We start from the raw sequence: 13,185 nt of genomic DNA, 5'->3' as shown, positions 1-13,185 counted from the left end.
TCCGTTGGTCTTCCGGCGTTCGCTCTACAAGTCGCCCGCACAACTCCGGTTGATGGTGGCGCCCGGTCTCGCGACCGCGGCCTCGCTCGATGCGGTGCAGTCCGCGATCGCGGCCGGGCGTTCGACACTCGACCTCGACTCGATCGCCGAGCAGGCGATCGTGGCGCGGGGCGCGCGACCCAACTTCAAGCTGGAGCAGGGTTACCACCACACCATTTGCGCATCGGTGAACGACGAGGTCGTGCACGGCATCCCGGGCGGGCGCATCCTGCAGCCCGGTGACATCGTCTCGGTCGACAGCGGCGCCATCCTGGAGGGCTGGAACGGGGACGCAGCGCGCAGTTTCGTGCTGCCCGACCCAGCGCATCCGGAGGTCGTGGCCCAGAGGCAGACCCTCTCGAATGTGACGGAGCAGTCGCTCTGGCGCGGTATCGCCCGACTCGCGACCGCCGCCCACCTCAACGAGGTGGGGGAGGCGGTGGAGGATTACATCCTGTCGCAGGGCGACTACGGCATCCTCACCGACTACATCGGGCACGGCATCGGTCGGCGGATGCACGAGGAACCGCCGGTCTTCAACTACCGCGTGCGCGCGAAAGGCCCCGAGGTGCGCCCCGGGCTCGTAGTGGCGATCGAGCCGATGGTGGTCTTGGGCGGCCCCGACACGTACGTGAAGGACGACGGCTGGACCGTCGCCACCGAAGACGGCAAGGCCGCCGCCCACTGGGAGCACAGCGTGGCCGTGCATAAAGACGGCATCTGGGTGCTCACCGCCGACGATGGCGGTGCTGCCGGCCTCGCACCGCTCGGGATCACCCCCGTGCCGATCGCCTGAGCGCGACTGTGCGCGCAGGGCGAACGCGGAATCCTACACAAGGATTCGCGAAAATCCAGACATTCCCCTAGGATTGATCCTTGGTGTCTTGGCCGCGCTTTTCGCGTGCCGTCATCACAATCAACGCACGACCAGCAACCCATACTTTTAGCGACAGTGAGGCTATGGCCAAAAAAGACGGTGTCATCGAGATCGAAGGATCTGTTGTCGAAGCTCTGCCCAATGCGATGTTCCGCGTTGAGCTGACGAACGGCCACAAGGTTCTTGCCCACATCTCCGGCAAGATGCGTCAGCACTACATCCGGATCCTCCCCGAGGACCGGGTGATCGTTGAGCTGAGCCCCTACGATCTGACCCGCGGCCGGATCGTCTACCGCTACAAGTAAAGGCTGCTGTAAGTAACGGCCGCGCCACCGGGTAGCCCCTGGCGCGGTACGAGGACAGCGAACAAAGGTACGAGAAACATGAAGGTCAAGCCTTCCGTCAAGAAGATCTGCGACAAGTGCAAGGTCATCCGTCGCAACGGGCGGGTCATGGTCATCTGCGAGAACCCGCGCCACAAACAGCGCCAGGGCTAGCAGCCGGGCCGGTGGGATGCGAATCCCGCCGGCCGACACAACTCAATATCGAGCAAAGAAAAGCGGTTCCAGAACCTGCGCGAGCAGGGGACACCCCCGGTTGGAGGCCGGAGCACCGGAACCGCCCCACACCTCCACTCATCACAGGAGAAGCCAAAAATGGCACGTCTAGCAGGCGTTGACATCCCGCGCGAGAAGCGCGTGGAAGTCGCACTCACTTACATCTACGGCGTCGGCCGCACGCGGGCTCTGAAGACCCTCGCCGACACCAGCATCGACGGCAACATCCGCGTCAAGGATCTGACCGACGACCAGCTCGTCTCTCTCCGCGACTACATCGAAGGCAACTTCAAGGTTGAAGGTGACCTTCGCCGCGAGGTCGCCGCCGACATCCGCCGCAAGGTCGAGATCGGCAGCTACGAGGGTATCCGCCACCGCAAGGGCCTCCCGGTCCGCGGTCAGCGCACCAAGACCAACGCTCGCACCCGCAAGGGCCCGAAGCGCACCGTGGCCGGCAAGAAGAAGGCTCGCTAGGCCTTCGCCAGCAGCCTCGCCTTTAGGATTCAGGAGAAATCATGGCAGCACCCAAGTCGGCCGTTCGCAAGCCGCGCAAGAAAGAAAAGAAGAACATCGCGGTGGGCCAGGCCCACATCAAGTCGACGTTCAACAACACCATCGTCTCGATCACCGACACCACCGGTGCGGTCATCAGCTGGGCCTCCTCGGGCGGCGTCGGCTTCAAGGGCTCGCGCAAGTCGACCCCGTTCGCCGCGCAGCTCGCTGCGGAGTCGGCCGCGCGCCAGGCTCAGGAGCACGGCATGAAGAAGGTCGACGTCTTCGTGAAGGGCCCGGGCTCGGGTCGCGAGACGGCGATCCGTTCGCTGCAGGCCGCCGGCCTCGAGGTCGGCTCGATCAACGATGTGACCCCGCAGGCGCACAACGGGTGCCGCCCGCCCAAGCGTCGCCGCGTCTAAGCAGTTCTCTTCCGCCGCCATCGGCGACGACCGCGCTGCGGTCGTCGCCGATGGCGGGCGACAACTCAATACCCACTAACGCAAGTGTCATATAGCGGACACTTAGCCGAAAGGAATCAACAGTGCTCATTGCACAGCGTCCTACGCTCGCCGAAGAGAACATTTCCGAGTTCCGTTCACGGTTCGTGATCGAGCCCCTCGAGCCGGGCTTCGGTTACACGCTCGGCAACTCCCTTCGTCGCACGCTCCTCTCCTCGATCCCCGGCGCCGCCGTGACGAGCATCCGCATCGACGGTGTTCTGCACGAGTTCAGCACCGTTCCGGGTGTCAAGGAAGACGTCACCGAGATCATCCTGAACATCAAGGGTCTCGTCGTCTCCAGCGAGCACGACGAGCCGATCACGGCCTACCTGCGTAAGACCGGCTCCGGCCAGGTCACCGCGGCCGACATCTCGGCTCCGGCCGGGGTGGAGATCCACAACCCGGAGCTGGTCATCGCCACGCTCAACGACAAGGCGAAGTTCGAGGTCGAGCTGACCATCGAGCGTGGGCGCGGCTACGTGTCGGCCACCCAGAACCGCAACGAGTACAGCGAAGCCGGTCAGATCCCGATCGACTCGATCTACTCGCCCGTCCTCAAGGTCACCTACCGTGTCGAGGCCACTCGTGCCGGTGAGCGCACCGACTTCGACCGCCTCGTGGTCGATGTCGAGACCAAGCCGGCGATCAGCCCCCGCGACGCCATCGCTTCGGCCGGTCGCACCCTGACCGAGCTGTTCGGTCTCGCCCGCGAGCTGAACACCGCTGCTGAGGGCATCGAGATCGGCCCCGCGCCGGTCGACGCCGTTCTCAGCTCCGAGCTGTCGATGCCCATCGAGGACCTCGACCTGTCGGTCCGCTCGTACAACTGCCTCAAGCGTGAGGGCATCAACACCGTCAGCGAGCTCGTCTCGCTGTCGGAGACGCAGCTCATGAACATCCGCAACTTCGGTCAGAAGTCGGTGGACGAGGTCAAGGACAAGCTCACCGAGATGGGCCTGTCGCTCAAGGACTCGGTTCCCGGCTTCGACGGCGCGCACTTCTACAGCGGCTACGAAGAAGACGAGACCACCATCTGAGGCTTGTCTTCTGACGACGCCTTTCGACTTTTCAACCTGGAGATAACCGATCATGCCTAAGCCCACCAAGGGCCCCCGCCTCGGAGGCGGTCCCGCCCACGAGCGCCTGATGCTCGCCAACCTGGCGGCTGCGTTGTTCACGCACAAGAGCATCAAGACCACCGAGACGAAGGCCAAGCGCCTGCGTCCGATCGCCGAGCGTCTGATCACGTTCGCGAAGCGCGGCGACCTGCACGCCCGTCGCCGGGTGCTCGCCACCATCCACGACAAGGGTGTGGTGCACGAGCTGTTCACCGAGATCGCCCCGCTCGTCGCGGAGCGCGAGGGTGGATACACCCGCATCACCAAGCTGGGCTTCCGCAAGGGCGACAACGCTTCGATGGTGCAGATCGAGCTCGTGCTCGAGCCGGTCACCCCGAAGGTGAAGTCGACCAAGTCGAGCACCAAGGCCGCTCCGGTCGAAGAGGCTCCGGTCGAAGAGGCTCCGGTCGAGGAGGCGTCGGTCGAGACCGAGGCCGCCGAGGCCGAGGTCGTCGAGGAGGCCACGGCTGACGCCGAGGTCACCGAGGCCGAGGAGACCACCGCCGAGGCGGAGACCGAGAAGGCGTAAGCAGTTTCACCGAGAGGGCCCCGCATCCGTCAGCACGGATGCGGGGCCCCTTTTTTGTTCTCGGGCACCACCGCCCTGCGTAGGCTGAAGGCATGGCCGAGACCGCAGACGACCTGAAGCCGGTGAGGGAACGGGTCGCGTCGCCCCAGACCTACCGCCCGACGCATCCCCTGATCGCTGAGTGGCGTGCTGTGACCGCCGACGATGTGGATGCGGTGTGGCGGCTGCAACAGGCCATCGACGCCGCCGACCACCCGAACTATCTGAGCACCCGCGACGAGGTGGCGGAGCACCTCGGGTACTCTTTCGTCGACCTCGGGAAGGATTCCCTGCTCGGACTCACAGCCGACGGGCGGGCTGTGGCGGTGGGTCTCATCGTCATGCCGCCGCTGCAGGAGACGCTGGTGCGTTCCTTTCTGGAGGGCGGCGTGCATCCCGAGTTCCGCGAGCGCGGGATCGGACGTCAACTCGTCGAATGGTCGCAGCGGCGCGCCCTGCAGCAACTCGCCGGGTCTGACAAGTCTCTCCCGGCCTGGATGCTGGCCTACGCGGACGAGCGCGCCCCGCAGACGGCGCGCCTGCTGGAGCACGCGGGCTTCCGGATCACCCGCTATTTCGTGGCACTGGAGCGGGCGCTGAGCGAGCCTGTGCCGTCGGTCGAGCCGGCCCCCGGCGTGCGCATCGTGCCCTTCAGCGAGTCGCTCTCGGAGGCGACGCACGCGGCCCGCACCGACTCGTTCCGGGATCACTGGGGAAGCCAGCCGATGAGCGGGGAGCAGTGGCGGGCCTGGATCGGCGGAACCTTCCGCCCGGACATCTCGTTCCTCGCCGTCGTGGATGGCGTGGACGGCGAGGAGGTCGTCGGTTTCGTCCTCTGCCAGGTGAACGAGGACGACTGGGCGGGTCAGGGGTTCACCGGCGCCTACATCGGCGCTGTGGGCACTACGCGCGCGTGGCGGGGCAAGCGGATCGCTCCGGCCTTGCTCGCTCGGACGCTCGAGGCGTGCTCAGCGCTCGGCTGGGACAGGGTGACCCTCGACGTCGATGCCGAGAACCCGTCCGGCGCGTTCGGACTCTACACGCGGATGGGCTTCACCCGCTCGACGTTGGAGCTCTGCCTGGTGCGCGAGTTCTGACCCCCTCGCGGCGGCGGTCCGCGGTGGGCGGCAAGGGTCGGGCGCTCAGCGGGATCCGGTGTCGATCCTGTCCCACGGGTGGCCGACGGGTGCCGGCGCCACCTCTGAGAGGCGCACGAGCGCCGCGTGCAGTGCCTCCGCGTAGACGCGGCCGCCGCTCATCCCGGGGTGGATCTGGTCGTCGGCGAGCAGGTCGAGGCGCGGTGCGATCGCCGCCTGCCAGTCTTCGAGAGCGACCTGCTCGGGATGCGCGGCGGCGAAGGCGCCGAGGGTCGCGTTGACGCCGGGTGTCCACGAGCGCGGGGCCTGCACGGTCACCAGCACCAGCTGTCGGGCGGGCCCGACGGCCCGGCGCAGGGTTTCGAGCGTGTCGGGGGAGATCGGCCCGTTCGTTCCGAGCCCCACGACGACGACACGGCGCAGGGCGCCGGCGGCATCGGCCGTGCGAACGAGGTCGGGGATCGCGTTCATCTGGCGGGAGACGACGGCGTCCACCGCGATGCCGGGAAACGACTCCTGCAGCGCCGGCGCGGAGGCGAGCATCACAGAGTCGCCGAATGCTGAGATCTCGGGCCCGGCGGCGACGGGATGCGGCGTGGGCGCCGGGAGAGGATGCGTCGGCATGGCAGAGGGCGCGGCCGACGGCTTCTGCAGTGCCGCCCTGCCGTTCTCGATGAACGTCTGTGCGCCCGTCGCGGCCGGGGCCAGCGCGATGGCGGCGACCGTGGCAGCGGCGAGGAGCGCGGTCGCGGCCGCGGTCGCGATTCCGCGCGCACGCCCGGCGGAGGAGGCGCGCATCCGCTGGGCGGCGTACCGGACTACGCCGCGCATCCCGTGCCGCCGGATGGGCAACTCGATCGACCGGTACGACAACAGTGTGGCCGCCACCGCGATCGCGAGCGAACCGATTCCGACCAGGGGTGCCATGACCGGGTCGTGCTCATCGGGCACCAACGCGCACACCAGGATGAAGACCGGCCAGTGCCAGAGGTAGAGGCCGTACGACCGGGCGCCGACGTAACGAAGTGGACGCAGCTCGAGCAGCCGACCCAGCCGCGATCCGGAGGAGACCGCTGCCCAGATCGCCAGAACGCTGAGGACGGTGACGAGCGCGAGACCGCCTCGGTAGGTGAACGCGGCGTCGTCGTGCATCGCGATCGCCGCGGCGAGGAGTCCGCCGAGCGACAGCAGCCCGAGCCCGGGGAGCCAGCGGCGCACGAACACCTGCAGGGTGCTCTCGCCCGCATCCAGGTCGACGGGGCGGATGCGCGCGACGATGATCGCGAGCGCGGCGCCCGCCGCGAGCCCGAAGCTGTGCGTGTCCGAGCCGAAGTACACGCGGGTCGGGTCGCCTCCCGGCGTGTAGAGGAGGGCCATCGCGAGGGCAGAAGCCACTGCGACAGTGCTCACGATCGCCAGCCGGGCCCACCACGGTCGCACCAGCGCGAGCGCTACGAGAACGAGCGGCCAGAGGAGGTAGAACTGCTCCTCGACGGCGAGGGACCACAGGTGGCGGAACAGTTCCGGCGAATCCTGACTGAAATAGCTCGCGTGGGCGGCGATCGAGAGCCAGTTGGCGCTGAACGTCGCCGCGCCCAGCACCTGGCGGCCGAGCCCGACGAGCACGTCTCCGCCGATCAGGAGGGCGGCGCTCGAACAGACGAGCACCAGCACGACGATGGCCGGCACGAGCCTGCGCGCCCGCCGCACCCAGAACCGCCGCAGGTCGATGCGGCCGGTTCCGGTGTGCTCGCGGAGCAGAAGGCTGGTGATGAGGAAGCCGCTGATGACGAAGAAGACATCGACACCGATGAACCCGCCGGGCAGCACGCCCGGGAACAGGTGGTAGACGAGAACGACCGAGACGGCGAACGCCCGCAGGCCGTCGAGCCCGGCGTAGCGGCGCGCGGCGACCACCGGGCGCGCGGCCGCGGTCGCCGGCGGCCGGCCGGGGGCGGGCGCGGATCGAGGAGGAGAAATGATGGTGGGGGTCATAGCGGGAAGGTCTGGCAGAGAGACCCTCCACGATAACAACGCCTCCTGACAGTGTCGGCGCTTCCCTACAATTGTGGTGTGACTGACCTGGCGCCGACCCGTTTTCGCCTCGACATCGCCTACCAGGGCACCGGATTCAACGGATGGGCCCGCCAGCCGGGCGCCCGCACGGTGCAGGGGGAGATCGAGGCCGCCCTCGCGACGATCTTCCGCCGTCACGGCGACGCCCCGAGGCTCACCGTAGCCGGGCGCACCGATGCCGGCGTGCACGCCGTCGGACAGGTCGCCCATGTCGATCTGAGCCCCGAGCAGGTCGCGAGCCTCGTTCGGAAACGCGGCAACACGGTGCCGTCGGATGCGGCGACCGTGCTCGGGCGACGCATCAACGGCATCCTCGGCCCGGTCGCCGACATCGTGCTCGGTTCGGTCACCGTGGCGCCCGCCGGGTTCGATGCGCGTTTCTCGGCCATCTGGCGTCGGTACGAGTACCGGGTCGCCGACACCCGGTCGACACGCGACCCGCTGCAACGCCACCGGACGACGTGGGTGCCCGTCGAACTGGACGAGGCGGCGATGGATGCGGCAGCACTCAGCCTGCTCGGCCTTCACGACTTCGCGAGCTACTGCAAGCCGAGGATCGGCGCGACGACCATCCGCACGCTTCTCACCTTCGGCTGGCGCCGGGACGACAACGGTGTGCTCGTCGCCGAGGTGAAGGCGGACGCGTTCTGCCACAGCATGGTCCGCTCCCTGGTCGGCGCCTGCGTCGCCGTCGGCGAGGGCAAACTGGAGCTCGACGCCGTGGCCGAACTGCGCGACGAACGCCGACGGGGCAGCAACCTGTTCCGGGTGATGCCGGCGCGCGGGCTCACCCTCATTCAGGTCGGGTATCCGGACGACGTCGGTCTCGCCATCCGGGCCGAGCAGACGCGCGCCCTGCGCTCGCTGCAGCCCGCATCCGCCGAACGCTAACGCACGAGACCGTTCTCGTAGGCGAAGGCCACGAGCTGCACACGCGAGGTGAGCTGGAGTTTCGCCAGGATGCTGCGCATATGACTCTTCACCGTCGCCTCGCTGATGAACGAGACCTCCCCGATCTCCGCGTTGCTGAGTCCGCGCGAGGCGAGCAGGAAAACCTCCCGTTCGCGAGCCGACAACGGGTCGAGCGTCTCTTCGGCCGGTCGCCGCACCGCCGAGCCGGGGGCGCGGAAGAGCTCGGCGGTGTCTTTGGGGGCGATCACGGACTGCCCGAGTGCACGATGCGGATCGACGCGAGAACGAACTCCGGCGTCGTGTCCTTCATCAGGAACCCGTGCGCACCCGCGTGGATGGCTCTCGCGACGGCCTCATCGCGGTGGAAGGTGGTGAGCACGATCACCTTCGGCGCGTCGGCCGCGTCCCCGGCGGCCTGCACGATGCGTTCGGTGGCCTCGATGCCGTCGAGGCGCGGCATCCGGATGTCCATCAGCAGCACATCCGGGCGTTCCCGGGCGGCCAGGTCGACGGCGGCGACCCCGTCGTGGGCGGCGCCGGCGAAGGCGAGGTCGGATTGAGACTCGATCAGCATCTGCACGCCTGAGCAGAACAGCACCTGGTCGTCGGCGATCGCGACGCGGATGGCGTTCATGCTCCCGCCGCCACCAGCTCGGTGGGCAGGTAGGCGGTGACCAGATACCCGGTGGAGTCCTCGTCATCGGGACCGGCTGTGAGCCAGCCGCCGGCGAGGCGGGCACGTTCGCGCATCCCGTACACCCCGCGGCCCCGGGTGGTGGGCTCGGCATCGGCGCCATCCCCGTCGCCGTTCGAGGCGATCGTGAGGGCGAGACCGGTGCCGCGCCAGTCGAAGACCACCCGCGCTGTCGCGGCCGGTCCGGCGTGCTTGAGCGCGTTCGTGAGCCCCTCCTGCACGATGCGGTAGGCGGCGAGCTCCTGGGTTGCCGTGAGGGGCGCGGCGTCGCCGAACCGCTCGACGGTGGCCTCGAGGCCGGCGGCGCGCATCCGCTCGATGAGCTCGTCGATGTCGGCGAGCGCGGGGTTGGAGTGACCGACCGGATCGGACACCAGCGACTCGATGAGCATCCGCACCTCGGTGAGCGATGTGCGGGCCGAGGTCGCGATGCTCTCCAGCGAGCCGGTCACGGCCTCGGGCCGACGGGCCGCGACGAACCGGGCGCCGTCGGCCTGGGCGATGATCACCGAGAGCGAGTGCGCCATGATGTCGTGCACATCCTGGGCGATGCGGTCGCGCTCGCTGGAGACGAGCAGATCCACCTCGGCCCGCTGCAGTTCCCGTGTCGTCGTTGCCAATATGCGGTCGTCCTGCAGCTTCTGCTGCCACACCCGGGCGAGGAACCCGAGGAACCAGGCGACCGCGACGAGCACGACGCACCCGGAGACGATCGCGATGCGATTGCCGACGACGGTGCCGGCGTCATCGTAGAAGCGCATCTGCGACGGCCAGGAGTCCGACCACCATGATCGGCAGAGGAGTCCGGACACGCCGGCCGCGACGAACACGGCGAAGCCGATGGAGAGGACCCTCAGCCGTGGCGGCACGCTGGCGCTCACGCCGGCGATGATCAGAAGGAATCCGCCGTACGCCGCAACCGACGAATCGGTGAAGACCGCCGAGGGGAACAGCAACTGCCCGACGAGCGTGGCGATGGTGACGCCCATCGCCCAGACCGGGAACCGTCGGCAGAGGGCGATGGCGACGGCCGTGAGGGTCAGAGCCGCCCACCACGGCGCCTCGATCGAGCGCGTGCCGGGAACCAGTTGATGCCGCCCGGCCTCGGCGACCGACCAGAAGAGGAGGAACGCCACGGCGATGACGGCGTCGAGGTAGACCTGTCCGCGGAGGAGGAGTTGCTTCATGGCCTTCACGCTAGAGGCAGAGTGGCGCGCCTGCAGCAGGTTCGGCCAGGATTCAGCCCCAGGGCTGAGAACAACCCGCCACCGGTGGCAGGGGGCGCGGTTTGACCCGCATCCCGTCGCTCGCGTAGTATTGACCCTTGGTGTCCGCGCCCTGGCGGCGCGACACACGAACGTGAGCCCTCCGAACGTTCGGTTCTCGCCTCATCGAGGTGGAAACCGCCCTGGAGTGGGATTCACGAACACCTCCGTTCGATACAGAAAGCAGCCACTACTGTGACGCGCACTTACACCCCGAAGGCAGACGAGATCCAGCGTGACTGGGTCGTCATCGACGCGACCGATGTCGTGCTCGGCCGTCTCGCCAGCCACACCGCCGCTCTCCTCCGTGGAAAGCACAAGCCGACGTTCGCCCCCCACATGGACTCGGGCGACTTCGTGATCATCATCAACGCCGACAAGGTCGCCCTCACCGGCGCCAAGGCGGAGCAGAAGAAGGCCTACCGTCACTCGGGCTACCCGGGTGGCCTCTCGGCCGTCACCTACGCCGAGCTCCTCGAGAAGAACCCGATCCGCGCTGTGGAGAAGGCTGTTCGCGGGATGCTCCCCAAGAACTCGATCGGCCGCGCCCAGCTCCGCAAGCTGAAGGTCTACACGGGCAGCGAGCACCCGCACGCCGCCCAGCAGCCGAAGCCGTACACCCTCGGCCAGGTCGCGCAGTAGCGCGCCAGCAGACCCTTCTGACTTAGAGACAAAGGATTATCACCATCGTGGCGAAGATCGCAGACAGCATCGAGTCGGCTCAGGCCGACACCGTCGAGTCCTACTCGACTGAGACCCCGGCCAGCGAGGCCCCCCAGGCGCAGCGTCCCGTGCTCACCGTTCCCGGTGCCGCCGTCGGACGTCGCAAGCAGGCCATCGCCCGCGCGCGCCTCGTTCCGGGCTCCGGCACCATCACGGTCAACGGCCGTGAGTTCGCCGACTACTTCCCGAACAAGCTGCACCAGCAGCTCATCACCGACCCGTTCAAGGTCCTCGACCTCATCGGCGGCTACGACGTCGTCGCCCGCATCACCGGCGGTGGCCCCTCGGGTCAGGCCGGCGCGCTGCGTCTGGCGATCGCCCGTGCGCTGAACGAGATCGACCGCGAGAACAACCGTGCCATCCTCAAGAAGGCCGGCTTCCTCACTCGTGATGCTCGCGTCATCGAGCGCAAGAAGGCTGGTCTCAAGAAGGCCCGCAAGGCGTCGCAGTTCTCCAAGCGCTAAGCGTCCCGAACGCTTAGGCTTCGGTTCATGCCACGCCTTTTCGGAACCGACGGAGTCCGCGGACTCGCAAACGGTATCCTCACCGCCGACCTCGCGCTCGGCCTTGCTCAGGCAGCTGCTGCTGTTCTGACGCAAGGCCGCAGCGCGGAGGCGCGGCGTGCCGCCGGCAGACGCCCGGTGGCCATCGTCGCCCGTGACCCCCGTGTCTCGGGCGAGTTCATCTCGGCCGCTGTCGCGGCCGGGCTCGCCAGCTCGGGCATCGACGTGCTCGACGCCGGCGTCATCCCGACTCCTGCCGCGGCGTACCTGATCGCCGACATCGACGCCGACTTCGGCGTGATGGTGTCGGCGTCGCACAATCCGGCACCCGACAACGGCATCAAGATCTTCGCCCGCGGCGGCACCAAGCTTCCGGATGTCGTCGAGGACCGCATCGAGGAGCATCTCGCCCTCGAGAAGCTGGCTCCCACCGGTGCCTCTGTCGGTCGCATCCGCCGGTTCGCCGACGCGGAAGACCGCTACGTGGTGCACCTGCTGGCAAGTCTGCCGCACCGGCTCGACGGCATCCATGTCGTACTCGATTGCGCCCACGGCGCCGCTGCCGGGGTTTCGCCCGAGGTCTTCACGGATGCCGGCGCCCGCGTCACCGTGATCGGCGACTCGCCCGACGGCATGAACATCAACGACGGCGTCGGCTCGACCCACCTGGACAACCTGGCGAGGGCCGTGCTCGAAGCGGGCGCCGATGTCGGAATCGCCCACGACGGCGACGCCGACCGCTGCCTCGCCATCGACGCCGACGGCAACGTGGTAGACGGCGACCAGATCATGGCCATCCTCGCGATCGGCATGGCCGAGCGGGGCAAGCTGCGCGACAACACCCTCGTCGCTACCGTGATGAGCAATCTCGGGCTCAAGATCGCCATGAGGGAGCACGGCATCCGCGTCGTGGAGACCGCCGTCGGCGACCGCTACGTTCTCGAAGAGATGAACGAACACGACTTCTCGCTGGGTGGGGAACAGTCGGGCCACGTGATCATGCGCGAGTTCGCGACCACCGGCGACGGCATCCTCACCGGGCTGCACCTGTTGAGCGAGATGGCCCGTCAGGGCAAGACGCTGGGCGAGTTGGCGAAGGCGATGACGGTCTACCCGCAATTCATGGTGAACGTGAAGAACGTCGACCACCACGCCGTGCACACCGACGAGGTGCTGCGGGCGGCCGTGCAGGATGCGGAGTCCGGGCTGGGTGACACCGGTCGCGTTCTGCTGCGCCCCTCCGGCACCGAACCGCTTGTTCGGGTCATGGTGGAGGCCGCTGACCAGGAGACGGCGGAGCGTCTGGCGCACGAACTCGCCGACGTGGTGCGCGAGCGCCTGAGCCTGTAGCGCGCCGGCCCCGCTGGGGTCGGCACCGCTGGGGTCGGCGGGGCTGGGGTCGGTGCGGCGCTACTCTGCTGCGCGCTGGGCGGCGATGAAGTCGGCTGCGGAGAATGCGCGGCGACGGCCGGGGAGCATGCCGGGGCCGTAGAGCCCGGCGATCAGGCTGCCCGGATCGGTGTCGAGCGCGGTGGCCAAGCGCACGATCGTGTGCAGTTCGCAATTGGCTTCGCCGCGCTCGATCCGGCCGTAGTTCGTGACGTGCATATCGGCGAGGCTGGCGATGTTCTCCTGGCTCAGACCGAGTTTCACGCGCGCCTCGCGAACCCGGGTGCCGAACAGCTCAGCGGCTCGAGAGCGAGGAGTACCCATGCCTCATGACTACGGCACCAGAGCCGCCCAGGCCAGAGCCTCACGACT

General features: G+C 68.1%; 15 protein-coding genes and 1 pseudogene. 12 read left to right on the top strand and 4 right to left on the bottom strand.

From position 1 onward, the window contains the following. The first annotated feature begins 4 nt into the window (after positions 1-4). The 8 genes from map (at position 5) to K5L49_RS08075 (ending at position 5,251) form a co-directional block, all read left to right on the top strand. Positions 5-835, top strand: coding sequence for a type I methionyl aminopeptidase (map, locus tag K5L49_RS08110; RefSeq protein WP_223691793.1), 831 nt, complete (start codon positions 5-7; stop codon positions 833-835). Between the two features lie 164 nt (positions 836-999). Continuing rightward, positions 1,000-1,221 (top strand): translation initiation factor IF-1, encoded by a 222-nt coding sequence (gene infA, locus K5L49_RS08105; protein WP_021759551.1) that lies wholly within the window; start codon positions 1,000-1,002, stop codon positions 1,219-1,221. Positions 1,222-1,299: 78 nt separating this feature from the next. After that, positions 1,300-1,413, top strand: a complete 114-nt coding sequence (gene rpmJ / locus K5L49_RS08100; RefSeq protein WP_021759549.1) for a 50S ribosomal protein L36 — start codon at positions 1,300-1,302, stop codon at positions 1,411-1,413. Between the two features lie 159 nt (positions 1,414-1,572). Next, complete coding sequence (gene rpsM / locus K5L49_RS08095) at positions 1,573-1,947, top strand: 30S ribosomal protein S13 (RefSeq protein ID WP_223691792.1); 375 nt, start codon at positions 1,573-1,575, stop codon at positions 1,945-1,947. 41 nt (positions 1,948-1,988) lie between these two features. Next, positions 1,989-2,387 (top strand): 30S ribosomal protein S11, encoded by a 399-nt coding sequence (gene rpsK / locus K5L49_RS08090; protein WP_055821293.1) that lies wholly within the window; start codon positions 1,989-1,991, stop codon positions 2,385-2,387. A 122-nt stretch (positions 2,388-2,509) separates the two neighbouring features. Further along, complete coding sequence (locus tag K5L49_RS08085) at positions 2,510-3,505, top strand: DNA-directed RNA polymerase subunit alpha (RefSeq protein WP_055894825.1); 996 nt, start codon at positions 2,510-2,512, stop codon at positions 3,503-3,505. Positions 3,506-3,557: 52 nt separating this feature from the next. Continuing rightward, complete coding sequence (gene rplQ / locus K5L49_RS08080; protein WP_223691790.1) at positions 3,558-4,115, top strand: 50S ribosomal protein L17; 558 nt, start codon at positions 3,558-3,560, stop codon at positions 4,113-4,115. A gap of 92 nt (positions 4,116-4,207) precedes the next feature. Continuing rightward, complete coding sequence (locus tag K5L49_RS08075; RefSeq protein WP_223691789.1) at positions 4,208-5,251, top strand: GNAT family N-acetyltransferase; 1,044 nt, start codon at positions 4,208-4,210, stop codon at positions 5,249-5,251. 45 nt (positions 5,252-5,296) lie between these two features. Here K5L49_RS08075 and K5L49_RS08070 read toward each other — a convergent pair whose 3' ends face one another. Next, the gene (locus K5L49_RS08070; RefSeq protein WP_223691787.1) at positions 5,297-7,246 is read right to left on the bottom strand and encodes an acyltransferase family protein; all 1,950 of its coding nucleotides are present in this window, start codon (positions 7,244-7,246) and stop codon (positions 5,297-5,299) included. Positions 7,247-7,324: 78 nt separating this feature from the next. Here K5L49_RS08070 and truA point away from each other — a divergent pair, with 78 nt between their 5' ends. Next, positions 7,325-8,218 carry a tRNA pseudouridine(38-40) synthase TruA gene (gene truA / locus K5L49_RS08065; RefSeq protein WP_223691785.1) on the top strand — a complete coding sequence of 298 codons (894 nt, stop codon included), beginning with the start codon at positions 7,325-7,327 and terminating at the stop codon, positions 8,216-8,218. Here truA and K5L49_RS08060 read toward each other — a convergent pair. After that, a pseudogene (locus tag K5L49_RS08060) lies at positions 8,215-8,873 on the bottom strand (response regulator transcription factor). The gene truA and the pseudogene K5L49_RS08060 sit on opposite strands and share 4 nt — an antisense overlap. Beyond that, on the bottom strand, positions 8,870-10,120 hold the full coding sequence (locus K5L49_RS08055) for a sensor histidine kinase (RefSeq protein ID WP_223691780.1): 1,251 nt from the start codon (positions 10,118-10,120) through the stop codon (positions 8,870-8,872). Before K5L49_RS08055 ends, K5L49_RS08060 begins: the two are co-directional and overlap by 4 nt. 273 nt (positions 10,121-10,393) lie before the next feature. Here K5L49_RS08055 and rplM point away from each other — a divergent pair, with 273 nt between their 5' ends. From rplM to glmM, 3 genes are read left to right on the top strand one after another with little or no spacing between them, the layout of a single operon-like run. Further along, positions 10,394-10,840, top strand: coding sequence for a 50S ribosomal protein L13 (gene rplM, locus K5L49_RS08050; RefSeq protein ID WP_223691779.1), 447 nt, complete (start codon positions 10,394-10,396; stop codon positions 10,838-10,840). A 47-nt stretch (positions 10,841-10,887) separates the two neighbouring features. Next, complete coding sequence (gene rpsI, locus K5L49_RS08045) at positions 10,888-11,385, top strand: 30S ribosomal protein S9 (RefSeq protein ID WP_223691778.1); 498 nt, start codon at positions 10,888-10,890, stop codon at positions 11,383-11,385. 27 nt (positions 11,386-11,412) lie between these two features. Then, complete coding sequence (gene glmM / locus K5L49_RS08040) at positions 11,413-12,774, top strand: phosphoglucosamine mutase (protein WP_223691777.1); 1,362 nt, start codon at positions 11,413-11,415, stop codon at positions 12,772-12,774. Positions 12,775-12,834: 60 nt separating this feature from the next. On the opposite strand, the gene K5L49_RS08035 is transcribed toward glmM, so the two are convergent. Further along, positions 12,835-13,137: a helix-turn-helix domain-containing protein gene (locus K5L49_RS08035; RefSeq protein ID WP_223691776.1), complete on the bottom strand. Its 303-nt coding sequence runs from the start codon at positions 13,135-13,137 to the stop codon at positions 12,835-12,837. Between the last annotated feature and the right edge of the window lie 48 nt (positions 13,138-13,185).

This window comes from Leifsonia poae, from assembly GCF_020009625.1.
Lineage (GTDB): Bacteria > Actinomycetota > Actinomycetes > Actinomycetales > Microbacteriaceae > Leifsonia > Leifsonia poae_A.
This window is presented reverse-complemented; position numbering and strand designations above follow the sequence as displayed.

Excerpts from the sequence above, each read along its gene's own strand:
- K5L49_RS08035 (WP_223691776.1), bottom strand. The coding sequence starts at position 13,137 with ATGGGTACTCCTCGCTCTCGAGCCGCTGAGCTGTTCGGCACCCGGGTT.
- K5L49_RS08055 (WP_223691780.1), bottom strand. The coding sequence starts at position 10,120 with ATGAAGCAACTCCTCCTCCGCGGACAGGTCTACCTCGACGCCGTCATC.
- rplQ (WP_223691790.1), top strand. The coding sequence starts at position 3,558 with ATGCCTAAGCCCACCAAGGGCCCCCGCCTCGGAGGCGGTCCCGCCCAC.
- K5L49_RS08070 (WP_223691787.1), bottom strand. The coding sequence starts at position 7,246 with ATGACCCCCACCATCATTTCTCCTCCTCGATCCGCGCCCGCCCCCGGC.
- glmM (WP_223691777.1), top strand. The coding sequence starts at position 11,413 with ATGCCACGCCTTTTCGGAACCGACGGAGTCCGCGGACTCGCAAACGGT.
- infA (WP_021759551.1), top strand. The coding sequence starts at position 1,000 with ATGGCCAAAAAAGACGGTGTCATCGAGATCGAAGGATCTGTTGTCGAA.
- rpmJ (WP_021759549.1), top strand. The coding sequence starts at position 1,300 with ATGAAGGTCAAGCCTTCCGTCAAGAAGATCTGCGACAAGTGCAAGGTC.
- rpsK (WP_055821293.1), top strand. The coding sequence starts at position 1,989 with ATGGCAGCACCCAAGTCGGCCGTTCGCAAGCCGCGCAAGAAAGAAAAG.
- K5L49_RS08075 (WP_223691789.1), top strand. The coding sequence starts at position 4,208 with ATGGCCGAGACCGCAGACGACCTGAAGCCGGTGAGGGAACGGGTCGCG.
- rpsM (WP_223691792.1), top strand. The coding sequence starts at position 1,573 with ATGGCACGTCTAGCAGGCGTTGACATCCCGCGCGAGAAGCGCGTGGAA.